At 52.1% G+C, this 24,960-nt stretch carries 18 protein-coding genes and 1 pseudogene; 13 read left to right on the top strand and 6 right to left on the bottom strand.

What is annotated here, in order from left to right; genetic code table 11:
* The first annotated feature begins 80 nt into the window (after window positions 1-80).
* From mtnK to WG68_RS14615, 7 genes are all read left to right on the top strand, one after another.
* The gene (mtnK, locus tag WG68_RS14645; RefSeq protein ID WP_046558465.1) at window positions 81-1,283 is read left to right on the top strand and encodes an S-methyl-5-thioribose kinase; all 1,203 of its coding nucleotides are present in this window, start codon (window positions 81-83) and stop codon (window positions 1,281-1,283) included.
* A gap of 134 nt (window positions 1,284-1,417) precedes the next feature.
* Complete coding sequence (locus tag WG68_RS14640; protein WP_046558464.1) at window positions 1,418-2,110, top strand: ABC transporter ATP-binding protein; 693 nt, start codon at window positions 1,418-1,420, stop codon at window positions 2,108-2,110.
* Window positions 2,086-3,045 carry an HlyD family secretion protein gene (locus WG68_RS14635; protein WP_152663127.1) on the top strand — a complete coding sequence of 320 codons (960 nt, stop codon included), beginning with the start codon at window positions 2,086-2,088 and terminating at the stop codon, window positions 3,043-3,045. The genes WG68_RS14640 and WG68_RS14635 overlap by 25 nt, the downstream gene beginning before the upstream one ends.
* Window positions 3,045-4,076 (top strand): HlyD family secretion protein, encoded by a 1,032-nt coding sequence (locus WG68_RS14630; RefSeq protein WP_046558463.1) that lies wholly within the window; start codon window positions 3,045-3,047, stop codon window positions 4,074-4,076. Before WG68_RS14635 ends, WG68_RS14630 begins: the two co-directional genes overlap by 1 nt.
* Entirely contained in the window at window positions 4,066-5,271 is a 1,206-nt protein-coding gene (locus WG68_RS14625) for an efflux RND transporter periplasmic adaptor subunit (protein ID WP_046558462.1), read from the top strand. Before WG68_RS14630 ends, WG68_RS14625 begins: the two co-directional genes overlap by 11 nt.
* The gene (locus WG68_RS14620) at window positions 5,207-6,511 is read left to right on the top strand and encodes an ABC transporter permease (protein WP_235357747.1); all 1,305 of its coding nucleotides are present in this window, start codon (window positions 5,207-5,209) and stop codon (window positions 6,509-6,511) included. The genes WG68_RS14625 and WG68_RS14620 overlap by 65 nt, the downstream gene beginning before the upstream one ends.
* A 75-nt stretch (window positions 6,512-6,586) precedes the next feature.
* Complete coding sequence (locus tag WG68_RS14615) at window positions 6,587-7,486, top strand: hypothetical protein (protein WP_046558461.1); 900 nt, start codon at window positions 6,587-6,589, stop codon at window positions 7,484-7,486.
* A 43-nt stretch (window positions 7,487-7,529) separates the two neighbouring features.
* Here WG68_RS14615 and WG68_RS14610 read toward each other — a convergent pair whose 3' ends face one another.
* Both WG68_RS14610 and WG68_RS14605 read right to left on the bottom strand, forming a co-directional pair.
* Complete coding sequence (locus WG68_RS14610; RefSeq protein WP_046558460.1) at window positions 7,530-8,129, bottom strand: redoxin domain-containing protein; 600 nt, start codon at window positions 8,127-8,129, stop codon at window positions 7,530-7,532.
* A gap of 52 nt (window positions 8,130-8,181) precedes the next feature.
* The gene (locus tag WG68_RS14605) at window positions 8,182-10,278 is read right to left on the bottom strand and encodes a protein-disulfide reductase DsbD family protein (RefSeq protein WP_046558459.1); all 2,097 of its coding nucleotides are present in this window, start codon (window positions 10,276-10,278) and stop codon (window positions 8,182-8,184) included.
* Window positions 10,279-10,484: 206 nt separating this feature from the next.
* Here WG68_RS14605 and WG68_RS14600 point away from each other — a divergent pair, with 206 nt between their 5' ends.
* Window positions 10,485-12,707 (top strand): TonB-dependent receptor, encoded by a 2,223-nt coding sequence (locus WG68_RS14600; RefSeq protein ID WP_235357746.1) that lies wholly within the window; start codon window positions 10,485-10,487, stop codon window positions 12,705-12,707.
* Between the two features lie 162 nt (window positions 12,708-12,869).
* Window positions 12,870-13,946: a low-specificity L-threonine aldolase gene (gene ltaE, locus WG68_RS14595; protein ID WP_046558457.1), complete on the top strand. Its 1,077-nt coding sequence runs from the start codon at window positions 12,870-12,872 to the stop codon at window positions 13,944-13,946.
* Here ltaE and WG68_RS14590 read toward each other — a convergent pair.
* The gene (locus WG68_RS14590) at window positions 13,943-15,664 is read right to left on the bottom strand and encodes a putative Ig domain-containing protein (RefSeq protein WP_046558456.1); all 1,722 of its coding nucleotides are present in this window, start codon (window positions 15,662-15,664) and stop codon (window positions 13,943-13,945) included. The two genes, ltaE and WG68_RS14590, sit on opposite strands and share 4 nt — an antisense overlap.
* A gap of 287 nt (window positions 15,665-15,951) precedes the next feature.
* On the opposite strand from WG68_RS14590, the gene msrA reads away from it, so the two are divergent.
* On the top strand, window positions 15,952-17,268 hold the full coding sequence (gene msrA / locus WG68_RS14585; RefSeq protein WP_046558455.1) for a peptide-methionine (S)-S-oxide reductase MsrA: 1,317 nt from the start codon (window positions 15,952-15,954) through the stop codon (window positions 17,266-17,268).
* 13 nt (window positions 17,269-17,281) lie between these two features.
* Here msrA and WG68_RS14580 read toward each other — a convergent pair whose 3' ends face one another.
* Together WG68_RS14580 and ppc are read right to left on the bottom strand one after the other, a co-directional pair.
* Window positions 17,282-18,169: a DMT family transporter gene (locus tag WG68_RS14580; protein WP_046558454.1), complete on the bottom strand. Its 888-nt coding sequence runs from the start codon at window positions 18,167-18,169 to the stop codon at window positions 17,282-17,284.
* 75 nt (window positions 18,170-18,244) lie between these two features.
* Window positions 18,245-20,875, bottom strand: coding sequence for a phosphoenolpyruvate carboxylase (gene ppc, locus WG68_RS14575; RefSeq protein ID WP_046558453.1), 2,631 nt, complete (start codon window positions 20,873-20,875; stop codon window positions 18,245-18,247).
* Window positions 20,876-21,091: 216 nt separating this feature from the next.
* On the opposite strand from ppc, the gene WG68_RS14570 reads away from it, so the two are divergent.
* Window positions 21,092-21,808, top strand: coding sequence for a VC0807 family protein (locus tag WG68_RS14570; RefSeq protein WP_046558452.1), 717 nt, complete (start codon window positions 21,092-21,094; stop codon window positions 21,806-21,808).
* Here WG68_RS14570 and WG68_RS14565 read toward each other — a convergent pair.
* Entirely contained in the window at window positions 21,795-22,631 is an 837-nt protein-coding gene (locus WG68_RS14565) for an ion transporter (RefSeq protein ID WP_046558451.1), read from the bottom strand. The two genes, WG68_RS14570 and WG68_RS14565, sit on opposite strands and share 14 nt — an antisense overlap.
* A gap of 293 nt (window positions 22,632-22,924) precedes the next feature.
* Here WG68_RS14565 and WG68_RS14560 point away from each other — a divergent pair, with 293 nt between their 5' ends.
* Together WG68_RS14560 and WG68_RS14555 are read left to right on the top strand one after the other, a co-directional pair.
* Entirely contained in the window at window positions 22,925-24,352 is a 1,428-nt protein-coding gene (locus WG68_RS14560; protein WP_046558450.1) for a pectate lyase family protein, read from the top strand.
* A gap of 233 nt (window positions 24,353-24,585) precedes the next feature.
* Window positions 24,586-24,960, top strand: a pseudogene (locus tag WG68_RS14555) (hypothetical protein); the annotation flags it as partial.

Raw genomic sequence — 24,960 nt, 5'->3', positions numbered from 1 at the left:
TTTGTTAGATATTGCAGACGGCTATCGGGTTTGCGATTATGCAGCCCTGCTTTTGTCTTTACAAGTAACGGTGTCCCCTGATGAGCGAGTACAAAACCTTTAGTGCCGATGAAGCAATGGCCTTTGCCGACAAGCATAGCGAACTGTTTGGCGACCATAGCAAATTAACTGCCAAGGAGTTTGGCGACGGCAACCTGAACCTGGTATTCCGGGTAGAGAACGATAAAGGTACCTCGCTGATTGTAAAACAGGCGCTGCCCTATGCCCGCTGCGTGGGCGAAAGCTGGCCGTTAACGACTGACCGGGCGCGGATAGAAGCAGAAGTGCTGAAAATGCACCACCGCTTTTGCCCCGGGCATACAGTAGAGGTACGCTATTTTGACCCGGTAGCCTGCGCCATTTTAATGGAAGATTTAAAAGCCTACCGCATTTTGCGCACTGAGCTGAACGCTGGCAAAAAGTTTAACCATTTAGCGCCACAAATGGCCAAATACCTGGCCAACACCTTATTTTATACCAGTGACTTTGTGCTAAGCAGCGAGCACAAAAAAGCCGAAGTGGCGCGCTTTTTAAACCCTGAGCTGTGCCTGATTACCGAAGATTTGTTTTTTACCGACCCCTACTGCAACCACGAGCGAAACAATATTGAGCCTGCTATTCTGGAAAAGGCCAAAACTCTGTGGCACGACGAAGCATTAAAAGCCGAAGTCGCCGCGTTAAAAGCAGATTTTCTGAGCAAGCCACAAGCCTTGTTGCACGGCGATTTGCACAGCGGCAGTATTTTTATCGATGAGGAGAATTGTAAAGTTATCGACGCCGAGTTTGGCTTTTATGGCCCGATAGGTTTTGATGTCGGCTCCTTGCTGGGGAATTTGCTATTGAATTACATTGCCTGTCCCGGCCTGCATCAGGCCGAAGATGCTGCGGAGCAGCAAGCCTATCTGCTGCAACAAGCCGAACAACTGTGGCAACACTTTAGCCAAACATTTACTGAATTAATGAGCCGGGAAACCCAGGACCCGGCGCTGGACAACAGCTTATATCAGCGCCGCTTTTTACAGCAGGTATTCAGCGATGCTATTGGCTATGCCGGCTGTGAGCTGATCCGCCGTACCGTTGGCCTGGCGCATGTCGCTGACCTTGACAGCATCAGCGATGCCGGTAAGCGGGCAGATTGTCAGCGACTGGCATTAAAGCTGGGCCGCGAGCTGATTATGCAACGCGGCGAACTTAGTAATATCAGCCAGTTACAGACGCTGGTGCGTTATCAACATACCAGCTGATGCTCGCTGGCAAAACGGGCTGGGCTATATTACATCTGCTTACAATTAATCAACCTGGTTGGGCATAACCGGCTATCGGCATACATTAGCTTATGGCAAACTGTAGCGATTCTAACCACAAGCAGGTTAAACGGATGATTACGGCGAAAAGCCTTTATAAAAACTTTGGCAGCGGCGACAGCCAGGTGCAGGCACTGCGTGATGTTAGCCTGAGCATTGCCGAAAACGAATTTGTGGCCATTATGGGCAGCTCAGGTTCAGGCAAATCAACCCTGATGAATATTCTGGGTTGCCTGGATACGCCCAGCAGCGGCCAGTATCAGCTGGCGGGGCAAATCATCGGCCAGCTGGATGATGTTAGCCTGTCGGCGATGCGCAATCAGCATATCGGTTTTATTTTTCAGTCATTTCATTTATTGCCAAGGCTTACCGCCGCGCAGAATGTCGCCTTGCCGCTGCGTTACACCGAGATTGAACCCGAGCAAGCCATTGCCCGGGCCAATGATCTGCTGGATCAGGTGGGGCTGGGGCATCGCAAAGACCATAAACCCCACGAAATGTCGGGCGGCCAACGGCAGCGGGTGGCCATTGCCCGCGCCCTGGTTAACCGGCCCAAAGTGATTTTTGCCGACGAACCTACCGGCAACCTCGATAGCAAAACCTCCAAAGAAATTATGCAGTTGCTATGCGATTTGCATCAGCAGGGCAATACCATAGTAATGGTAACCCACGAAGACGAAATAGCCGCCTATGCCGGCCGGGTGATCCGGATGCGCGATGGCCAGATCATGGAGGACAGCGCATGCTCCGTAGCACGCTCAGCTTAGCACTGCTGGCTGCCAGCCAGCTTAGCGCCGCACCTGGCAGCAGTGACTTACCGCTGTTGCTTACCGGCACCTTACAATCGGCCGACCGGCAAAGCATTGTCGCGCCGATGACCGACAACTGGCGGGTACAGGTACAATGGCTGCAAAGCGAAAGCGAACCGGTTACAACCGGCGACTTAATTGCAGTGTTTGATGCCGGCAATACCCAGGCGCAAATAGAGCAGCTAAAAAGCAGCCTGATTAACCACGAAGAGCGCTTAAACCAATTAAAAAGCCAACATACCCAAAGTGTGATGGAAGCCGAATATGAACTGAACCGGCGCCAGTTGCTACTGGAAAAAGCCGGTATTGATGCCAGCGTACCGAAAACCAATTTAAGCCTGTACGACTACGAACAATACCAACTGGAACAAAAACGGGCCCGCACCGAAGCCAGTAAAGCTGCAGAGCAGCTGGCGGTGGCCCGCATCACTGCCGGGGCAGCGTTAAGTAAGCAACAGCTGCAAATCAGCCAAACTCAGGCTGAACTGGCCGATGCCGAAAACCTGCTGAGCCGGATGAGCGTCTATGCCACCCAGGATGGCAGCATCAGTTATGGTAACCACCCCTGGCATGGCACCAAGATTTACGCCGGTGTTACCGCGCAGCCTGGCTGGCTGATTGCCGAGGTAAACCGTAAAGACAATTTGTTTATTGAAGCCTGGGTACATGAAACCGATTTACCGCGCTTACAACAAGCCCAAGCACTGCAAGCCCGTTTTGATATTGCTCCCGATCAACCTTTTGCTATTTCACTAACCGAGCTGGCACAACAGGGCGAAAAGCGCCAGCGCTGGGGCAATGCCTTGTATTACAAAGCCTCGTTTAGCGCCAGCAGCCTGCCGGCCGCCAACCCGATGCTAGGCATGGGTATGCTGATAGAGGTGGCTCAATAATGCTACAACAGACACTTACCCCCACTATTCGTTGCCTTGCCGTGTTGCTTAGCGTTTTGCTGCTTAGCGCCTGCCAGCAAGACAGCGCCAGCCCGCCCGCCAGCGTGCTTGCCAGCCATGTGCGCGCCACCGGCGAGCTCACCGCCGCCAATTCTTTTAAAGCCTCACCGCCCAGTGTCAGCAATATGTGGCAATACAATATTAAACAGCTGGCACCAGAGAGCAGCATGTTAACCGAGAGTGCATTGGTGGTGGCTTTCGATGGCCAGCGACTGGTGGACGAACTAAACAGTAAAAGCATCGAACTAAAAAGTGCCGAGCAGGAACTGGCTAATCGCCTGCGTAGCGACGAGCAAACCTTTGAAGAGCTTAAGCTGACTCTGGCCGAGCGCAAAATGGAATACGACCGCGAACAACGCAAAGCCGAAATTGTTGATCAATCACGCTCAGCCAACGATCGGCGCAAAGCGCAAATCGACTTTACCATTGCTGATAACCAATACCAGCTGGCGCAAGCCCGCCTGGCCAGCCATCAGCAGCAACGCCTGGCAGAAGAGCAAATGCTGGTGGCGAAAGTCAGCCGCCTGCAATCCGAAGTCGGCCTGCTGCAACGCAACATTGCCAGCATGCAGGTCAAAGCACCTTTTGCCGGTGTGATGGTTTATAGCATGGGTTTCAATGGTGAAAAATTTTCGGCTGGCGACAGTGCCCAGTTTGGCCAGCCAGTGGCTGAGGTCAGCCAACTCGATAGTCTGTATATCAAAGCAGAAATTGATGAAATAGATTTAAAGCGGTTACAAGCGGGCCTGGCAGTAGAAATAACCCTGGATGCATACCCCGAGCGGCGCTTTAACGGCGTGCTGCAAAGCCTGGGTAATGCGGTGCGGGATAAATCGAACGATAATTTACGCCGGGTGGTGGATGCCAGCGTAAGCCTGAATGATTTAGATACCGAACTGATGCGCCCGGGCATGACCGCTCGCCTGAATATCAGCCTGACGCCAGTGCAAGGAGCGCGCAATGCCAACTAAACATCGCCTGCAGCAGCTACCCATCTTACTCAGCCTCGGCCTGGTTGCAGCCCTGACCGGCTGCAATGAGCCAGAAATACAAGTGCCGGTTTATCAGGTTGCCCCCGCGACTCTGCTGCATAAAGTGCATAGTGAAGGTGAGTTATTTGCGGTGAACTCGGTCAATATTAACGCCCCGCGCAATGTACAGGGGCCGCGCTTTATTGCCAGCCTGGCCCGGGAATTCAGCCGGGTAGAACCGGGTGACGTAGTGGTTACTTTCGATGCCAGCCAGCTGGAACGTTCGCAGCGCAAAGCCAATACCGGCCTGAGCAGTGTGCTGGCTGACGAGCAGCAAAAGCTGGCTGAACAGCAAAATGAGCAACGGGCCCTGGGCCTGGATCAAAGCCTGATCACTCAGGAGTTTACCTTTGCCGACCGTTTCAGTATCGACAACGTGCAAATTCGCTCCAGGCTGGAAATTCTCGATTCAATGCAAAACAAAGAATACCTGGGCGAGAAACAACAGTATCTGGGCTGGCAGGAGCAAAGTTTCAGTCAGCGCAGCAGTGGTGAGCTGGAGCTATTGCAGCTGCAACGTGGCCAGCAGCAAAACCTGTTGCAACAGGCTGAAAGTGGCCTGGCCGAACTGGAAGTGAAAGCACCGCATGCCGGCATTTTACTGTTTGAGAGCAACTGGCGCGGCGAAAAACCGGAAGTGGGCGGCATGGTGTTTCCTGGTTTCAAAATTGGCAGTATTCCCGATCTCAGTTTGCAGCATTTAAAGTTGCAGGTGATAGAGCAGGAGGCTATTGGCCTGGCCCCCGGCCAGCGGGTCAGTTTTTATCTGGCGGCCTGGCCCGACAGCGAGCTAACTGGGCAAATCGTGACCGTTGGCGCCATCGCCCAGTCGCGTGAGCGGCGCGACCCGCGCAAATATATTGAAGTGATCGTCGCCCCCGAGCAACAAGACCCGCGCTTTATGCCGGGCATCAAAGTCATTGCCACCTTGTGGCTGAATGAAAAACCCGGAGTGTTAAAAGTACCGTTGCAGGCTATTTTCAGCGAACAACAACAGTTATTTGTTTATAAACGCCAAGGCAGCCGCTTTGTAAAACAACCGATTAGCCTCGGCAGCAAAAGCCTGAGCCATGCTGAAATCAGTACTGGTGTTGCTGTTGGCGATGAAATTGCCCTTATTAATCCGGAAAGCTGACACCATGAAACATACGCCTTTAATTAAAGATACCCTGGCCGAACTGGCACAGCATAAACTCCGTACTTTTCTAACCCTGCTGGGGATGATCTTCGGTGTCGGCGCGGTAATCGCCATGCTGAACATTGGTGAGGGTGCCGAGCGCGAAGCCTTAAAAACCATTGAAACCATGGGCCTGCGCAACCTGATTGTCGAAGGGCGCAAGTTTGACGAAAAAACCCTGCAAGAGCAGCGTAAACATTCGCTGGGCCTGAACCAAAGTGATATTGATGCCGCAGTGGCCACCATTCCCGGCGTTATCTCATACAGTGCCGAGCGCACTATCGATACCCATGGCATTTACAGCCATGACGGCAAAAGCGATGGCATCGCTATTGGCGTATCGCCCAGCTATATGGCGCTGAGCAAGCTGCAGTTTGTCAGTGGCCGTAATTTTAGCGAGCAGGAAAACCGCTATGCCGCCCAGGTTGCCATTCTTGGGGCCCGGGTAGCACAAAGCTTATTCCCCAACGGCGACGCGCTGGGTAAACCGGTGAAAGTAAACCATGTCTGGCTGCAGGTTGTCGGCGTACTGGCTGAACCCTATGCCGGCAGTAATGAATTTCAGGGCATTAAACTGGGTGGCGAGCAAAACCAGCTGTTTATGCCACTGAATACCGCGCAAACCCGCTTTAAAGCCGAGCCACTAAGCGCTGAGCTTACCTCATTCCGCTTACAGTTAGCTGAAGATGCCAATAACGCCTTAAGCGCGCGGGCGCTGGATTTTTTACTAAAGCAGCGCCACAACGATATCGACGACTATAATATTATTGTGCCGGCGGCCCTGCTGGCGCAGCAAAAGCAAACCCAGCAAATCTTTAATATTGTGATGTCGTGCGTAGCCGGCATTTCGTTGCTGGTAGGCGGCATTGGCATTATGAATATTATGCTGGCGACAGTACTGGAGCGTACTAAGGAAATTGGCCTGCTGCGCGCCATTGGTGCCACCCGGCGCGACATTAAAATTCAGTTTGTGGCCGAAAGCTTCGCTATTGCTATCCTTGGCGGCTTGCTGGGTATAGTGTTTGGCATTTTACTGTCAGAACTTATCGCTTTTTATTCCGATTGGGCCGTTAGCTGGTCACTGTTAGCCATTGGTTTGTCGTTTAGTATCTGTGCCTTAATCGGCGTGGCCTTTGGCGTATATCCGGCAATTAAAGCCTCAGAGCTGGATCCGATCACGGCCCTCCAGAGTGAATAGTGCAAACTGAATAATGTGCCAGCCAGACTATAATCAAGGTTGGCTTAGCCGCACCGGCAGCTATCAGGAGTCACCATGTTAACTGCACGTTGTATCTGGCAACAGGCTGAGCATAATGCGTTTACCGATCTGATCTGGTTTGGGCAGGCGTTGTGGTGTGTGTTTCGCGAAGGCAGTGCGCATGTGTCGCCCGATGGCGCCTTCCGGCTGTTGCGTTCAGCGGATCTTGGCCAAAGCTGGCACAGTGCAGCACTGATCAGCGCCAGTGATGCGGATTTACGGGATGGTAAGCTGAGTGTTCAGCCCGATGGCAGCTTGCTGTTACTTGGCGCTGGCGCTCTGCATAACCGCGAACAGCAATCGCATCAATCTTATATCTGGCAATCGAACGATGGCTACCACTGGTCGGCGGCGCAGCCGATTGGTGAGCCCAATATCTGGCTGTGGCGGATGGCGTGGCAGCAGCAGAACTGTTTCGCAGTAGGTTACCGGGTAGGCAAAAACCGGCTGGTCCGCTTATATAAGGGCGAAAGCCCGTTCCAGCTTGCGCCACTAACCGATTTACACAGCAGCAGCTACGCCAATGAAAGCGGCTTGTTGTTTGAGCCTGATGGCACGGCGCTGTGTTTACTGCGCCGCGACCCGGACCATGGCCTATTCGGCCAGAGCAAACCGCCCTACACTGAGTGGCAATGGCAGGATGTCGGCTGCCGGATTGGCGGCCCGCAATGGCTGCAGCTGGCCGATGGCCGCCTGCTGGCTTGTATACGGTTATATGACGAGACGGTACGCACCAGCCTGTGCTGGATTAACCGGCAAAGCGGCAAACTAACCGAATGGCAACGCCTGCCATCAGGTGGCGACTGCAGCTATGCTGGCATGGTACTGCGTGATACAACGCTTTATATCAGCTACTACTCGTCGCATGAGGGCAAAACCAGTATTTATTTCACTGCAGTAACCCTAGCCGGCTAACAAACACTGCTCAGCCAGTGGCTACTGGCTGAGCAGCTTTTGCTTAATACTTCACACTACAACCATAAGGCCGGGTGACGGCCGGGTCGGGTGTATTACCGGCCAGTACCGCTTTGGCCGCATTGGCAAAGTACGGTGTGGCCTTGGCAATATCTTCTGCTTTGGCAGAAGGGATGCTGTCGATACCGCCCATATACTGCAGTACACCGGCTTTATCAATAACATACATATGAGGTGTGGTTTTAGCATCATAGGCTTTACCCATGGCACCGCTTTCGTCAAACAACACAGCTGTGGGGCTGGCGTTGCGGCTGCTGGTTAACTCGGCTGACTTGGCACTGCTGATATGGCCCTGTTTACCCGGTGCCGAAGAAATCACACTTAACCACACCACATCCTGCCCGGTCAGTTCGGTTTGTAACTGCTGCATATTGCCGGTGTAATGCTTTACCACGAACGGACAATCATGGTTAGTCCACTCCAGTACCACATTTTTACCGGCAAAATCCTGCAAGCTATGGCTCTGGCCATTGGCATCTTTGACGGTAAAATCCGGTGCCGGTTTACCTACTTGTGGCGCTGCGGCCAGCGTGGCGGCAAACAACATTGCACCTGCGGTGACGACCAGTTTTGCTAATTTCATTTTTATCACTCCTGTTTGGCTGTAAATTAAACAATAAATTAATAACTACTGATCACTGACTCAATGAGTCGAAGGTTTGCCTGAGGGTATCAGGCGTTAAAATTTGTGGCAGCAGCTTCGGTGGCTGCCCGGGCCAGTACAACACATATAGCGGCACGCCATCGCGCTGATACTGCTGCAAATAAGCAGTAATATCGCTGTCGCGCCGGGTCCAGTCACCTTTTAAGTAACTGACATTGTATTCACTCAGCGCCGCTTTACTGCGCTCAGTATTTAACGCTACCCGCTCATTCACCAGGCAGGTAATGCACCAGTCGGCCGTCATATTCACCAGCACTGGCTGCCCCTGCTGGCGCAGCTCAGTTAATTTGGCGGGTGACCAGCTTTGCCAGTGCTGCGCGGTTGCGCTCGCTTTACTTTGCTGGTCAGCGCTTGTAGCAACAGCTGTTACCTGCCAGGCCAGCCCCAAGGCCAGCAGCAACATCAACAGGGCGGCCAGCCGGTTACCCCAGCCGGCGCCCAGTTGCACCCGGCCCCACAGCCACAAGGCGGCGGCCAGTGCCACCATACCCACCAGCAACAGCGCCATGGCATCAATACCCGCCTGGCGGCCAAACACCCACAGCAACCAGACTGCGCTTAAATACAGTGGCCAGGCTAACAGTTGTTTTAACGTATCCATCCAGGCGCCGGGTTTCGGTAACAGCCGGGCCAATGCCGGAATATAGGCCAATAATAGGAAAGGCAGCGCCATGCCCAGCCCCAGTGCCGCAAACACCAGCAAGGCCACCTGCGGGCTTTGCGTTACGGCATAGCCCAGCGCCGTGCCCATAAAAGGCGCGGTACAGGGGCTGGCGACAATCACTGCCAGCACCCCAGTAAAGAATGAGCCCTTGCCGCCGCTTTGACTCGCCAAACCGCTGCCGGCGTTCATTAAGCCCAGGCCAAACTGCACCAAGCCGGATAAACTTAAGCCCAGCGCCAATAATAAATACGCCAGCAGCCCCACCAGTAACGGGCTTTGCAGCTGAAAGCCCCAGCCAATAGCATTGCCGGCAGCACGCAGTGCTATCAGTAAGCCGGCCAGAGCAACAAAGCTTAGCACCACCCCGGCGGTATAAAATAAGGCGTCACGTCGCTGCTGATCGCGGTGTTGGCTATTGGCGGCAATACTCAGCGCTTTTAAGGACAACACCGGAAACACACAGGGCATTAAATTCAAGATCAGGCCACCGCCGGCCGCCATCAGTAAAATCAGCCATAGCCGGTTACTGTTAAGGGTACCGCCAGTAACCAGAATTTCAGTACTGCTGCCCTGCTCTGTTTGCTGCTGTTGCCGGAAGCTGACGCTGTAACCCTGACCTGAGGCATCAACCAGCACTACCTCTACCGCGGCCGGTGCCGCAGTAAAGTAAGTGTTCAAAGCTTGCTGCAACAGCAAGTTGCCGTCCTGCAACACAATTTGCTGGCTAGCCGCATGATCGACCAGCTCAGTTCCGGCGACAAAAAACGCTACCGGTGCGAGTGGTAACCCATAAGGTATGGCCGCCGAAAAAGCGCCACCGCTCAGCGCAAACTCCGCTCCTGAGCTGTCTAATGGCAGCGGCAGGCTGGCGCGGGCACGCGCAAATAATGGCTGCTGGGTCGCTAACTTGCCTTGCTCAGCCACTGCCAGGGTTAAACTAAAGCTGGCATCGGCTGGAATGCAAATTTCTTCACAGACCAGCCAGTCGACATCAGCATCAATAGTCAGGGTATTTTGCGCATAATCAGCAGGCAGGGTCAGCTCGGTTAACAGCAAAGTCTGGCCGGCAAAGCCATAGTTAACCAGCGGCGGAATAACAAAGGCTTGTGGCGTTGGCCACTGAATATGGCCAACGTTTACACCAGCAGGAAGCTTCCAGTTAATAGTAGTAGGCAAACCGGAATCGCCGGGGTTCTGCCAGTAGGTATGCCAGCCCGGATCCGGTTCGAAGTGCAGTAAAATGCTAAAGGTTTGACCGGGCGTTACTGTCTGGAATTCACTGATCAGTTCTGCCCGGATATGCTTCGCCTGCTGCCAGCCAGTGCTGCTGGCCTGTGCAGATAAAGCCAGCAGGATTAGCAGCAGTGTGGTTAACCAAGCTTGCCAGCGTAACAATAACGACATTATTAACCCTCTTTAACTTGCTATACGTTATTTAGCCACTAAAGTTCAACAATGTGCATAAGTTGCGCTTTTATTACGCCAGTTGCAGCAAAAATTACGACCAAATGCTATATTAACCATGCTTAATTTTGCAGTCAGCCGTGATCACTCCGGCTGACGTTTACCCCACCCCAGTGATGATATGAAGGTTAAACTTAATGAAAGGCATGCATAAGTCTGTTCTGAATCTGGCGATCCGCGCCGGTTTGCTAGGTGTTGTTGGTTTTGCTACCACCGTGCAAGCACAACAAAGTGAAAACGAGCAACAAGAAAACAAGCTGGAAACCATTACCATTACCGCTCAGAAACGCAGCCAGAGTATTCAGGAAGTGCCTATTTCAGTAGCCACTATCAGCCAGGAGCGGTTTAATGCGATTTTCTCTGGTGGGGATGATATTACTGCACTGGCAGTAAAAGTACCGGGCCTGTACGCTGAAACATCTAACGGCCGCGCCGCGCCGCGTTTTTATATTCGCGGTTTAGGCAACACCGACTTCGACTTAGCGGCATCACAGCCAGTGTCCATTATTATGGATGAAGTAGTGATGGAGAACGTGATCTTAAAAAGCTTTCCACTGTTTGATATGCAGGCCGTAGAAGTGATCCGCGGCCCGCAAGGTACCTTGTTTGGCCGCAATACCACGGCCGGCATTATTAAGTTTGACAGTGTAAAGCCACGCCAGGAATTTGATGGCTACTTTAAAACCAGTGCTGGTAGCCTGGGCATGCTGAATGTGGAGGGCGCCGTTGGTGGTGGTTTAACCGACGAGTTGTCAGCCCGGCTTTCATTAATGTCAAACCACCGGGATGACTGGGTCAGCAACAGCTTTTACGACAACAAAGATGTGATGGGTGGCTACAACGAACTGGCTGGCCGGCTACAGTTTTTGTATGAAGGTGACGGCTTCGATGCCCTGCTTAACCTGCATGCCCGCAATTATGACGGCACCTCAACCTTGTTCCGCGCGAACATTTTAAGCCAGGGTAGCAACAAGCTTAATAGTAACTACGACCGCAATACCGTAGCTTACAATGAAGGTCGCAATAACCCGCAAAGCTATGATGCCTGGGGTGGTTCACTCAAACTGGACTTTGCCCTGGATGGCATGACTTTAACCAGCATTTCAGCCCTGGAAAAAGCCAATGGTGGCGGCATTGGTGATATTGACGGAGGCAACCCTACCGGCCCTGGCTTTATTCCATTTCAGGCCGTGACTGAAGACCAGTTGCGCGGCTTAAAGCAGCTTACGCAGGAAATACGACTGGCCAGTGATACCAACCATGCCCTGAGCTGGCAAACCGGTGCCTTCTACTTTGACTCCAGCTTCGCGGTGAACAGTATTGACGGTTTTTTTGGCGCCACTGAAGTATTTCATGGCAATACCAGCTGGGCCGTATTTGGCCAGAGCTCATATCAGGTAGACGAACAGCTTACTATCACCGGTGGTATCCGCTACACCGATGATGTAAAAACCTTCTACGTGGGCCAGCAGAATGTAAACGGCTTTGCCTTGGTGATTGGTGTGGCTGAAGAGCAGTACTATGCCCCCATTAAAGTATCAGACGACAATATCAGCTGGGAACTGAGTGCTAACTACCGGTTGACTCCGACCACCAGCTTATTTGCCCGGGTGGCTGAAGGTTTCCGTGCCCAGTCGATTCAGGGCCGCGATGTCGCCTTTGAAGCACCGCCATCGGTTGCTGATGCTGAAACCATCAGCTCGTTTGAGGTGGGTGCCAAGTCAGACTTACTCGGCAACACCCTGCGTTTAAACGGCGCTTTGTTTTACTACACTATCGATGACATTCAGCTATCAGCCATTGGTGGTGAAACTCAGGGCAACCAGCTGATCAATGCAGACAAGGGCGTAGGCTACGGTTTTGAAATCGACTTTGACTGGCGTGCCACGCCTTATTTCACCCTGGGTGGTGGTTTCAGCTACAACAAAACCGAATTAAAAGACGACACCCTGACAGTAGCACCCTGCGGCTCTGGCATGTGTACTGTGCTGGATCCGGTAAACAGTGACGGCCAGGCCTTTATTAGCGGTAATCCGTTTCCACAGGCCCCCAAAACCATCTTAACCTTAAATGGCCGTTACGATTTCCCCATTCCAAGCGGTGAAATATATGTTTATGCGGATTACCAGTTACAGGGCAAAACCAACCTGTTTTTGTATGAATCAGCCGAGTTCAACTCTAATAACAACTTTGAGGCGGGCCTACGGGTGGCTTACACCAACTATGCCCATAACTACGAAGTGGGCGTGTTTGGTCGCAATATTACCAACGAGCACAACCTGAAAGGCGCCATCGACTTTAATAACATGACCGGTTTTGTTAATGAACCCAGGGTATTTGGGGTCGATTTTAGGATTAACTTCTACTAAAGCGTTGCCGCCTTCACAAAAACCGCCTGGATTAAATCAGGCGGTTTTTTATTTCTTATGGTTAATGCCGTTCAGCGTATCGCCCTTGCTTTTTACCCCGCTGCCGTTTTAGCCTGCGTAGATTGAGCACCCCGCTGTAACTGAAGAAGCAGAGCACCACTAATGGCCGACTTTCGTAGTGATACCGTAACCCAACCCTGTGCCGCCATGCGCCAGGCAATGCACAACGCCCCTTTGGGCGATGATGTATTTAATGACGACCCAACTACCCTTGAGCTGCAGCGCTACGGCGCAGAATTACTGGGCTTTGAGGCCGCGCTGTTTGCCCCCAGCGGCACACAAGCCAATTTAATTGCGATGATGAGCCACTGCCAGCGCGGCGACGAAGCCATAGTGGGCCAGCAATGGCACACCTACAAGTGGGAAGCCGGTGGTATGGCTGTGCTGGGCTCTATTCAGCCACAGCCATTGGAGCTGCAAGCTGATGGCACCCTGGCCCTAACTGATATTGCCGCGGCAATTAAGCCCGACGATCCGCATTTTGCCCGCACCCGGCTGGTTGTAATTGAAAACACCGTCGGCGGTAAAGTGCTGCCACTTAGCTATATGCGTGCTGTGGCGGCGCTGGCGCAAGACCGGGGCCTGGCCTGCCATATCGACGGCGCCCGGCTGCTGAATGCCGCTGTGGCGCTGGCACCGCAACAAGGCGTTAGCCCTCAGCAAATGGCCCGCGAGCTCTGTCAGGGCTATGATTCGGTATCCTTATGTTTATCTAAGGGCCTTGGCTGCCCGGTAGGCTCGTTACTGCTGGGCTCAAAAGAGTTTATTGCACGGGCGAGGCGGGTTAGAAAAATGCTGGGCGGCGGTATGCGCCAGACCGGCGTACTGACAGCTGCCGGTTTATACGCACTTAAGCACAATATTGAGCGGCTGGCCGATGACCACGCTAATGCCCGCTTACTGGCCGACGGGTTGCAGCAACTGGCCAGCGAGCAACCGGCGTTAAAGACACTGACAGTGATCGCGCCGCAGACTAATATCGTATTTACCGACATTAGCCCGGCTCTGGCCGAGCGCTTACTGCCCTATCTTGCCGGCCATGGCATTAACGTCACGGCCAGCCGTTATCAGGCAGCACAAGGTGCCTTAATGCGCCTGCGCTGGGTGTGTCATCTGGATATTAAGCGTTCTGATATTGACAGAACGCTATCTTTAACTGACAAATTCGCCAGTAGTTAGCCTTTAAAGCGGCGCCACAGCAGTAAAAGGCCCAATAGCCAGTAACCTTGCATAGTGCCGCCAGAACTTTTCTCTTTAACGGTTCCCCGCACCAGCAGGCTGGCAGTTAACCCATATGGATCGATAGCCGTCACCGTAAAACTAAAGGCACCTGGGGTTTGAGGTGCTGCAGTGATCAATGGTGATTGCAGGACAAAACCTGCAGGTAACGCTGTGCTGCTGAACGTCAGACCATCGCCATCAGGATCGGTAAACACATCATTCAGCGCTAATTCGTAGCGCTCGCCTATTTCCAAAGGCTCGGTGTCAATTACTGCAGATAAAGCAGTAGGCGCTTCGTTTATGTTGGCAATACTTAATGGCAACGACACAGTGCTCTGCCAATTACTATCGTGGATATCTATCAGCACCTGCCCGGTTGGGCTATAGCGGGAAATGGCTTTGCTGGTATCAAACTGAAACACACCATAAGCCAGCTCAGTTAAAATAGTCGTTGGTAAGGTCTGATGTGGCGAATCCCAAATAACCCGGATATCAACATTACTCAGGTCAATATCAGCCAGCATATCCGTTAATCGCAACATGGCGGTATCACCATAAGTCAGATCAAAGCCTGATGGGAAACTTACCACGCTAAGTTGCGGCAAAGGTAAACGATAAACCGTTAATTGCTCAGTACCGAGCTTAACCACGGTATTGTCGCCCTGTACCGCCACTATTTCACCCCAGGGGACATCAGCCGCCTCGCCCATATAATCGAATAGCGCCGGGGTCAAGCTACCGTTGGTTATATTGACAAAAACCATTGAACTGCCTGACTGACAGAGCGCCCGGTAACTGCTTAGATAATGGCAACGTTGCGACGGGTAAACGCCGGGCAGTTTACGGCTGATGAGTGCGCCGCGGGCCGGGCCGTTAAGTTGTAAATCATAGTTGCTATGGTGTATCTGGCCATTGTCCACTGAACTTACCTGAACTTGTAGCCTGTCGGCTCCCGGCCAGTGGCTTATCCGGCTGGGCTCGAGCTGATAGTGTTGTTCACGCAACCCATTCTCCGCCTCCTGGTCAAACTGATACCAACTAAATCCGCTGTTAGTGTGGCCACGGTCCCACAGCACAAATCCATCGTCCAGCGCTAAAAAATCTCCTGAGGTCAAGGCCGTAATGTTGCAGTTACCCGCAGCAAGTTGCAGTGCCTGCATACAACTAAGTAAAAATACAGACTCAGCGCCTGGCAAGCCAAATAGACCAAACAGCCTGTCCTGTGCAGGCGCATAATGCCAGCGCGTAAAACTTATGCTGCTATTGGATAACGCCGCGGGCGCCTCAAAACTAATGTTAACTCTGCTGTTATCAGCTTTTAACTGACTAATATGAATGAGACTCGCTTTGCCCGTAGCAAAATAGTCCCATTCCAAACCCGCTAGCCACCAGTTATTGGCATAGGCACCAACCATTTGTACTGTCGCACCAGAACCCGGAACAACCTCAGTCAGCTCAGCCGTTAATTCAGGCGAGCCGTTATCAGACAATTTCCAAAGTTGCAGCCGCTTTTCATTCATTTCACGCAGTGCAAAAGCCTGGTCTCCGAGCGCCAGGCTAACAGGATTGACCAGATCAACAGGCAGCTGATCGATGATAACTATCTCATCAGCCTGCAAAAAATGACAACAAAGCAGTAATATCACACTGCTGATTCCATGGTTCTTGCTAATCATGCCATCAGGCTCCCTGCACTTTATGATGTTACTTAGGCTTACCCGTATTAAGTTGTGGCTAATACAGGAATAATTTGACATGCCATTATCAACAAAACGTACATAAGAGCAACATAAACTTAAAGCTAGCAACCGCAAAAACTGGCTATGATCCCAACCCGGTCTAACATCGTAATTTATACTTGTCGTCAAGATTAAGCTCTGCCTTTGCAAGCAAACCGCCCATTAACCGGTCTGATCCAGTAACCGAACTGTTTCAGTAACCAAAGCAACCGCAGGAACATCTGATGAAATACCTGAGTTTTATTGTCGCCTTACTCTTATCGTTGCTGGTGTTTTCGGCGTTAAACGCGCCGGCGCAAGAGCAGGCCGTCAGCAGTAGGTATACCGTGCAGCAGCCCGACGACAAGCTACCGTCGACGGCCCAGCTTGACAGCATTGTACTGGGCTCTGGCTGCTTCTGGGGCGCCGAAATGCGCTACGAGCGGCTAGCCGGGGTGGTTGATGCGGTGTCGGGCTACGCTGATGGCCAAGGGGTAAAACCTACTTATCGGGCCATTACCCAGCGCAGTAATAAAAATAACCCCAATAACCATGCTGAAGTGGTGCAGGTTACCTTTAACCCGCAACAAATCAGCCTGGAAGCCTTGCTGCAACATTACTTTGAAAGCCACGACCCAACTCAGCTGAACCGCCAGGGTAATGATATTGGTACCCAGTATCGTTCTATTATTCTGACCAATAGCCCTGAGCAACAAGCCCGCGCACAAGCAGTACTGCAGCAATATCAACCGCTGTTAACGGCGGCCGGTTATGGCAAAATAGTGACCCAACTAAAACCACTGCCTGAGTTTTTCCCGGCTGAGGAGTATCATCAGGATTATATTGCCAAAAACCCTAACGGCTATTGTCCGGACCACTCAACCGGCGTGCGCTTTAACCGCGATAGCGCAATACAAACTGCGGCAATTGATAACAATCCGCTGCTAACCGGCAAGCAGATAGTCGTGATTGATTCCGAAAGTTACTGCCCTTACTGCGAAAAGTTTAAAGCCGAGGTGGCTAATGATTATCAGGGCGATATTCCGCTGAATTTTCGTTTTGCCCGCCAGCTTGCCGGCTTAGCCATTAAAACCGATACCAGCGCAACCCCGACTATCATCTTGCTGCAGGACGGCCAGGAAGTTTTTGCATTCAGAGGTTATTTGGCTCCGGACGAGTTTTACCTGCTGCTAGGTAAATTTAAACTGGGTGACAGCGAAGCCTTTAATGTCGCTTTTGACAAAGGCACCGATCAGCAGTTTTGCAAAGAGTATCAAATTTTTAAAAACACTCCCGATGGCGTTTTTGTCGATAAACTCAGTGGCGCTGCACTGTTCGATACCCGCGACCGCTTTGATTCCGGCACTGGCTGGTTATCCTTTACCAAAGCCGTTGCCGGCGCTGTGACCGAACGGCCCGACAATCGCTACGGCATGCGCCGCACTGAAATTCGTGCCGCCATTTCCGGCATTCATTTAGGCCATGTTTTCCCTGATGGCCCCAAAGGCCAGCCCCGCTATTGCATTAACGCTACCGTGCTGGATTTTATGCCGCGCGGCTAAGTGTTGATCTTGGCTACAACCTGACGGCTTCAGCCGCGGCCACTACTGCAGGCGCGGGTTTATGCCGAATAGCCAGAGTTAATCCGGTGAGGATAATCAGCAGCACCCCGGCCAGTTGCAATGGGCTTAAACTTTCATTAAACAATACCCAGCCGGCCAGAATAACGGTAACCGGCTCCAGATACGCCAGGGTGGCATAAACCCGGGTAGGCAGATGTTGCAGCGCAACAATGGCGCAGTAAATGGCGATAAACCCAGGAAAAAGGCCAGCCAATGCTATCCAGATCAGCTTATCTGTCGTTGGCAGATTGATGCCAGTTAAAAACGGCAGCACGCAACAAGCGCCAATCAGCAGCTGATAAAAGGTGCGTTGCAGCTGAGAATGTGCCGGCAGTGACCGGCGGTTCAGCAGTAAAAAGCTGCTGTAAGCCAGTAACGACAGCAAACCAAACAGCAGCCCTGGCAACTGGCTGGTGTCCAGTACCAAATCAAACTTAAACTGCTGCAACATGACAAAACCAAAGAACGACAGCGCGATCAGGCTGGAATCGGCCACGTCGAGTTTTTCATGTAGCAACCAGTGGGCGACAAAGGCCGATAACGGCGGCGCCAGATACACCAGCATAATGGCATTGGCCAGGCTGATAAAGTTGATCGCCGTTAAAAAGCACAGCATAAAGCTGGCCAGCAGCACGCCGTTTACCGCCATCCGCCAGTCGGGCTTACCCCGTAGCGACCTCAATTGGCCGGTTGCCAACACAAAAATCAATAAGCACAAACCACCCACTGCCAGCCGGTAAAAGGTCAGCTCAGCAGCCGCCAAACCACTAACACGGGCAATAATGCCACTGCTGGCCATCGCCACTGCCGAAACCAACGCCAACAATGCATAGCGCCCCATAAGTTTACTCCAACATAAAACCGGCTGATTATGCCGGTTTTATTTACCACTAACGAGATGATTTAACGGCTTTTTTTAACCAGAGTTGCGCATACCCGCCGCTATACCGGCGATACTGACCATCAGCGCCCGGCTGATCATCGGGTTTACCCGCTCGGGCTGGTGCCTTACCCGGTACAACAACTCAGCCTGCAGAATATGCAGCGGGTCAACGTAGGTATTGCGTAGCATTATCGATTCGCGGATCCAGCCCTCGCGCGCCATTAAGGTATCGCTGTGGATCAGCTTTAGCAGCAGCTCGCGGTCGGCCGTTAACTGAGAGCGCAACTGCTTGCCTAAATGCTTTAACTCGTCCGGTACCAGTACCTTATCGTAGTAAGCGGCTATCTCGCTATCGGCTTTTAAAAACACCATCTCCAGCATCGACATGCGGGTCGCGAAAAACGGCCATTGCTGCTGCATTTCGTCCAGCAGCGCCGTGTTGTCTTGCTCGACGGCTTTGGCCAGAGCAGAGCCCGCACCCAACCAGGCCGGTAGCATTAAGCGGTTTTGCGACCAGGCGAAAATCCAGGGTATCGCCCGTAAGCTTTCCACACCGCCGGTGGGGTTGCGCTTGGCAGGCCGGCTACCCAGTGGCAACTGGCCCAGCTCCTGCTCGGGGGTAGCTGCGCGAAAATAAGCGACAAAGTCTTTATTGTGACGCACCACGGCGCGGTAAGCCTCGCACGAGTCGTCGGCCAGCTGTTGCATCAGTTCGCGCCAGCGTTGTTTGGGTACCGGCGGTGGCAGTAATAAGCCTTCCAGTACGGCGCTGGCATACAGCGCCAGGCTGCGCTCGGCCAATTTGGGCAGGCCAAATTTAAAGCGGATCATCTCGCCCTGCTCGGTTACCCGCAAACCGCCCGCCAACGAACCTGGTGGCTGCGATAAAATCGCGGCGTGCGCCGGACCGCCGCCACGACCAATGGTACCGCCGCGGCCATGGAATAAGGTAAGTTGTACCTTAGCCTGCTGGCAAATGGCCACTAAGGCTTCCTGCGCACTGTACTGCGCCCAGGCTGCGGCAAACACCCCAGCGTCTTTGGCCGAGTCAGAATAGCCAATCATCACTTCCTGCTTGCCGTTAATATAGCCGCGGTACCAGTCGATACTGAGCAGTTTGCGCATACAATCTGGCGCGTTTTGCAAATCGCTTAGCGTTTCAAACAGTGGTGCCACCGGCATCCGGAAGCTGCTACCCGCTTCTTTTAAAAGCAGTTGTACCGCCAGCACGTCAGACGGTTTACCGGCCATGGAAATCACATAGGTGCTAAGCGCTTCGCTACCATGGCGGGCCACAATGTCACAGGTATCCAGCACTTCCTGCACATCTGCTGACGGCTGCCAGTTTTTTGGAAACAATGGCCGTTTATTAGCCAGTTCGGCCAGCAAAAAGGCCTGGCGGGCGCCCTCGTCCCAGGCGCTATAATCACCCAGGCCCAAATGCTGGGTTAACTCGGCAAATACCTGAGCATGACGGCCGGCATCCTGCCGAATATCCAGCTTTAACAAGGTTAAACCAAAGGCATAGGCGCGCCTAATAGTATCCAGCAGCCGGCCATTGGCGATAACGGCCATGCCGCACTCCAGCAGCGACTGATAACACAGCAGCAAGGGTTCAAGTAACTGCTGATTATGCCAGATTAATTCCTGCGGCCGTTGTAAGCGGTCATGTTTCAGTGCTTCGGTAAGCCAGTCACGGCTGCGCAGCAGGCCTGCCCGTAATTGATTCAGCACCAAACGATAAGGCTCACTGGCCTCGCCGGCTATTTGACGCAACGCAGCATTGGCCTGATACATCGACAGCTCACTGCTGAGAAAATCTAAGTCAGCAGCAAATAAATCGGCGGCTTTCCAGCGGCTGAGTAACAACACCTGGCGGGTTACCTTGGCGGTGACAAAGGGGTTGCCGTCGCGGTCGCCGCCCATCCAGGAAGAAAATTTTACCGGCGCCGCGTCTAATGCCAGGCCGTTGCCGGTAGCCGTTAGCAGCTTGCTATCCAGCTCGCGTAAAAAATCCGGAATGGCTTGCCACAGGGAGCTTTCAATCACCGCAAAGCCCGATTTTGCCTCATCTACCGGCGTCGGGCGCTGTTCGCGAATTTCATTGGTATGCCAGGCCTGAGCAATCAGCTCGCTGAGCCGCAGCTCCACTTTTTGTTGTTGGGCAGCGGTTAACTCCTGCTCCAGTTCGGCTAAACAGCCGGCAATTTCGGTCAGTTTATGAATAAGGGTACGGCGTGACACTTCAGTGGGGTGAGCGGTTAATACCAGTTCAATCGATAAATTGGCCACCGCTTGTTTTACTTTACCGCCATCGAGCTTTTTATCGTCCAGCAAACTAAATAACTCTTGCAGTGGCTCGGGCTTTTCAATGCTGGCATGGCCAATCCGGCTGATGGTATGGTGTTGCTCGGCTAAATTGGCCAGGTTTAAAAACTGGGCAAAGGCGCGCGCCACCGGCAATAGCTCGTCGTCGCTTAAACCGCGTAGCACCTGCTTTAGCTTATCGGCCTGTAATTCCTCGCCCTGGCGCGCCGCCTTGGCCAGGGTACGAATTTGTTCTACCCGCTCCAGGACAGCGTCGCCCAGTTGCTGGCGGATGGTTTCACCCAGTTGGGTACCCAGCAAGCCAACATTGGTTTTTAGTGCAGCGTAATGGTCCATTTCAGCATCTCTGTTTTGATTAAGTATCACGAATACCTTCACCCTAGCCTGTTATCAACTGGTACTCAACACTGACAGATTACCAAGGCAGCAACGAAATTGGTAAGACCAAATTACCACGCGCTGACATCGCTGTTCATCCGGTAAACTATGGCGTAAAATTCCAGGATAAACTCATGCTATAGTGCGTCAGCACTTTGAAACACTAGGAAACACATGACCACACCTGCAAGCCCCCCAAGCCGCCCTGTTAAGCAGAAAAAATCCGGCTTTTTAAGCAATATGATTTTTAATATTGTGATTCCGGCAGTGATACTTAGCCGCTTTAGCGGCGAAGACGCGCTGGGCCCGGTGTGGGGGGTGGTGGTGGCACTGGCCTTTCCATTACTGTTTGGCCTGTGGGAGCTGGTGAAGCTGGGCAAGGTAAATTTTTACTCCATTCTGGGTATTATCAGTGTGCTGCTAACCGGTGGCATCAGCCTGCTGCAACTCGACCCTGCTTATATTGCGATTAAAGAAGCGATGATCCCGGCGATTATTGGCATAGTGGTACTGGCAAGCCAGTACACCCCTTTTCCGCTGGTGAAAAAGCTGCTGATTAACCCCGATTTACTGGATATTGACAAGCTGTATCAGGCACTGGCCGCCGCGGCCAATCGCGAGCTGTTTGAACAGCGGGTAAACCGTGCAGGTTATATCGTAGCGGCGGCGTTTTTTGTGTCGGCGGTACTGAATTATGTGCTGGCCAAAGCCATCGTTGTCAGCCAGCCCGGCACTACGGCGTATGCCGAAGAACTGGGCCGGATGACCTGGCTAAGCTACCCGGTGATAGTGCTACCGGTAATGGTGATGCTGATGGGCGCCATTTATTATATGTTTACCCAAATAGGCAAATTAACTAACCAGCCGCTGGAAGAGTTTATTCTGCAGTAGATTTATGTAAATCCGCTCTTAACGCCGCCAGCTCCTGTTGCAACTGCTGCATTTGTAATAACAATTGCTGCTGAGCAGTCTGGGCTGCATCATGTTCTTCCTGATGTTCTTCGTCGTGCATGCTTTGCACGGCATTAACGATAACCGCAATAAACAGGTTTAACATGGTAAAGGTAGCAATCAGAATAAAAGGCACAAAAAATGCCCAGGCATAAGGAAATTCGGCTATAACCGGCCGGGCAATACCCATCGACCAGCTTTCCAGCGTCATGATCTGAAACAGCGTATACAACGAGGCCCCCAGGCTGCCAAACCACTCAGGGAAGGCTTCACCAAATAGCTTAGTGACCATTACCGCCGCCACGTAATACACCAGCCCCAGCACCATGGCAATTGACAACATGCCGTTTAACGACTTGACCAAAGCGCCAACAATTTTGCGCATCGACGGTACAAAAGTTAGTACCCTTAACACCCGCAGCACCCTTAATGCCCGCAGTACCGCAAAAGGCCCGCTGGCAGGTACCAGGGCAATACCGACCACAATAAAGTCAAACAAACTCCAGGCATCTTTAAAAAATGCCAACCGGTGCACATAAATCCGTAAGCCAATTTCAACCACAAATACCGCCAGAATAACGCTATCAACTAAGCGTAACGCTGTGCCGGCAACCTGCATTAGTGCAGACGATGTTTCCAGCCCCAGTAACACGGCATTAAGTAAAATCAGCGCCAGCAAGCTGCGCTGCACACTGGTACGCTGCAAGAAATGGCCTGCTTTGTATCGAAAAGAGCTTACCTCTGGTAAGGCGTTACTACTCATACTGCACCTCAAAACTAAACTGGCGCTATTGTATGTCAGCCAGCTGACAGATCAATCAACAGAACAGCCGCTACCGCGAAAATATCTGCCTGATAAATTTATTACATCATTATTTTTCACATAAAAATAACCTTAAAATATCAATGCATTAGGTGATATAGCATAAAAAAGTTCTGATATCGGCGCGAGCTTCCATATTTGGCATAGCCGCCTTACCGGCCATGCAGCAGGCTAAAGCGGCATTACCTGCCCCAGGTGGTGTAAAAACAATAATTTAACAGAGGATAAAACAAATGAAATTTGGCAGAATATTCCGGATATCTCTTTTAAACACAGCACTGGCGATCAGCGCTGTGGCGCAAGCCAATAACCTGGCGCTTACCGGCCCTGGCGCCGGTGCCGATGGCTCCAGCAAAGTGAGCGGCAGCAGCTATGGTGATGTAAAAGATGGTAATTTACAAAGTTACTGGCAGCCAGCCAGCAATAACGGCCAGCGGGTGTCGGTGAAATGGAGCAGTGCGGTTACAGCCAGTCAGGTGGTACTGAGGGAACAGGGTAGTAATGTCACCAGCTGGCGGCTGGTAAATCATGATAACGGGGCTGTACTGGCTAGCGGTACCGGCATTGGCAGTAGCCGCACAGTTAACTTTAATCCGGTTAGTACCAAAAAGCTTAATCTGGAAATTCTCACTGCCAGCAGCGCCCCAAGGATTGCCGAGTTTGAAGTGTACGGCAATGCCGCTAACCCGGTTGAGCCAGGCCCCGTTAATGCGTGCGCGTCATCGCCGCAAGGTTATGCCTCGCTAAATGGCGGCACCACTGGCGGTGCTGGCAGTAATGCCGTAACGGTCACGGTAAGTACCGGCAGCCAGCTGGTCTCGGCTTTAAATAACCGAGATGTAAACCGGCCGCTGACGATCCGGGTCAATGGCACTATTACGCCTGGCAATTCAGGTGGTGCAAGCAAGTTTGATATTAAAGATATGAATAACGTCAGTATTATCGGCGTAGGCAACAATGCGCTGCTTGACGGTATTGGTATTAAAATCTGGCGCGCAAATAACGTGATCATCCGCAACTTGCGCATTCGCTACGTGAACATCGGCGATAAAGATGCCATCACCATTGAAGGTCCGGCCCGCAATATCTGGATTGACCATAACGAAATTTATAACCGGCTGAATGTTGATAAAGATTTTTATGACGAGCTGATCAGCGGTAAAAAAGATATTGATAATGTCACTATTTCCTATAACTACCTGCACGACAGCTGGAAAACCTCGTTATGGGGCAGCAATGATTCGGACAACTACAACCGGCGCATCACTTTTCACCACAACCACTGGCATAAAGTAAATTCGCGCCTGCCGCTGTTCCGCTTTGGTCAGGGGCATATTTACAATAACTACTACAACGATATTCAGGACACTGGCATTAACAGCCGGATGGGTGCCACCATCCGTATTGAAAACAACCTGTTTGAAAATGCCAAAAACCCAATAGTGTCGTTTTATTCCAACAATATTGGTTACTGGGACACTCGCGGTAACAGCTTTAGCAATGTTACCTGGCAGGAAAACCCCGGCAGCGGCATTATCGCCGGCCCCAATGTGCAGCCCACGGCAGTGCTAAACCTGCCCTACAGCTTTAACCTGCTACCCACCAATCAGGTAAAAGCGCACGTCCTGGCAAACGCCGGCGTAAATAAATGTAGTTTTTAAGCAAAACAGCAGGCGGCCCGGTCGCCTGCCCATATTTTGCAGCCAAGCATATTTATAACACCTTAAAGTGGCTAATTTATATTTAGGTCATAATGCAACATGACAATAAAACATGGACCATCACATGGACAGGCACAACAACACTCCTTAATGACAATCTTCAGAATCTTGACAGCCGGGTAATCAACAACTAACTTTACCACTGTATATTTAAACAGCTATGCAGGTGCGATATGCCCAGACCCCGCAAAGCCCTTATCGCCGTCGAGGATACGCCTTACTATCATGTGGTTTCCCGCTGCGTGCGCCGCTCCTTTTTGTGCGGCATCGACAGCCATACCGGCCAGAGCTACGAGCACCGCCGCGCCTGGATTGAGCAGCGTATCCGCCTGCTGGCCTCGCTGTTTGCTATTGATATTTGTGCCTATGCGGTAATGGCCAATCACTTGCACCTGGTGGTTAAACTGCATCCCGCAGAGGCCAAAGATTGGAGTACACAACAGGTGCTGTCGCGCTGGACCAGTCTGCACAAGGGGACGTTGCTGGTGCAGCGTTACCTGGCCAGCCCCCCCCTAAGCACCGCCGAGCTGGACACAGTTCACAGCTGT

This window comes from Arsukibacterium ikkense, from assembly GCF_000987775.1.
Classification (GTDB): domain Bacteria; phylum Pseudomonadota; class Gammaproteobacteria; order Enterobacterales; family Alteromonadaceae; genus Alishewanella; species Alishewanella ikkense.
Note: the sequence above shows the minus strand (reverse complement) of the source record. Positions and strands in the feature narration are given on the sequence as shown.

Excerpts from the sequence above, each read along its gene's own strand:
- mtnK (WP_046558465.1), top strand. The coding sequence starts at position 81 with ATGAGCGAGTACAAAACCTTTAGTGCCGATGAAGCAATGGCCTTTGCC.
- WG68_RS14640 (WP_046558464.1), top strand. The coding sequence starts at position 1,418 with ATGATTACGGCGAAAAGCCTTTATAAAAACTTTGGCAGCGGCGACAGC.
- WG68_RS14635 (WP_152663127.1), top strand. The coding sequence starts at position 2,086 with ATGCTCCGTAGCACGCTCAGCTTAGCACTGCTGGCTGCCAGCCAGCTT.
- WG68_RS14630 (WP_046558463.1), top strand. The coding sequence starts at position 3,045 with ATGCTACAACAGACACTTACCCCCACTATTCGTTGCCTTGCCGTGTTG.
- WG68_RS14625 (WP_046558462.1), top strand. The coding sequence starts at position 4,066 with ATGCCAACTAAACATCGCCTGCAGCAGCTACCCATCTTACTCAGCCTC.
- WG68_RS14620 (WP_235357747.1), top strand. The coding sequence starts at position 5,207 with ATGCTGAAATCAGTACTGGTGTTGCTGTTGGCGATGAAATTGCCCTTA.
- WG68_RS14615 (WP_046558461.1), top strand. The coding sequence starts at position 6,587 with ATGTTAACTGCACGTTGTATCTGGCAACAGGCTGAGCATAATGCGTTT.
- WG68_RS14610 (WP_046558460.1), bottom strand. The coding sequence starts at position 8,129 with ATGAAATTAGCAAAACTGGTCGTCACCGCAGGTGCAATGTTGTTTGCC.
- WG68_RS14605 (WP_046558459.1), bottom strand. The coding sequence starts at position 10,278 with ATGTCGTTATTGTTACGCTGGCAAGCTTGGTTAACCACACTGCTGCTA.
- WG68_RS14600 (WP_235357746.1), top strand. The coding sequence starts at position 10,485 with ATGCATAAGTCTGTTCTGAATCTGGCGATCCGCGCCGGTTTGCTAGGT.
- ltaE (WP_046558457.1), top strand. The coding sequence starts at position 12,870 with ATGGCCGACTTTCGTAGTGATACCGTAACCCAACCCTGTGCCGCCATG.
- WG68_RS14590 (WP_046558456.1), bottom strand. The coding sequence starts at position 15,664 with ATGATTAGCAAGAACCATGGAATCAGCAGTGTGATATTACTGCTTTGT.
- msrA (WP_046558455.1), top strand. The coding sequence starts at position 15,952 with ATGAAATACCTGAGTTTTATTGTCGCCTTACTCTTATCGTTGCTGGTG.
- WG68_RS14580 (WP_046558454.1), bottom strand. The coding sequence starts at position 18,169 with ATGGGGCGCTATGCATTGTTGGCGTTGGTTTCGGCAGTGGCGATGGCC.
- ppc (WP_046558453.1), bottom strand. The coding sequence starts at position 20,875 with ATGGACCATTACGCTGCACTAAAAACCAATGTTGGCTTGCTGGGTACC.
- WG68_RS14570 (WP_046558452.1), top strand. The coding sequence starts at position 21,092 with ATGACCACACCTGCAAGCCCCCCAAGCCGCCCTGTTAAGCAGAAAAAA.
- WG68_RS14565 (WP_046558451.1), bottom strand. The coding sequence starts at position 22,631 with ATGAGTAGTAACGCCTTACCAGAGGTAAGCTCTTTTCGATACAAAGCA.
- WG68_RS14560 (WP_046558450.1), top strand. The coding sequence starts at position 22,925 with ATGAAATTTGGCAGAATATTCCGGATATCTCTTTTAAACACAGCACTG.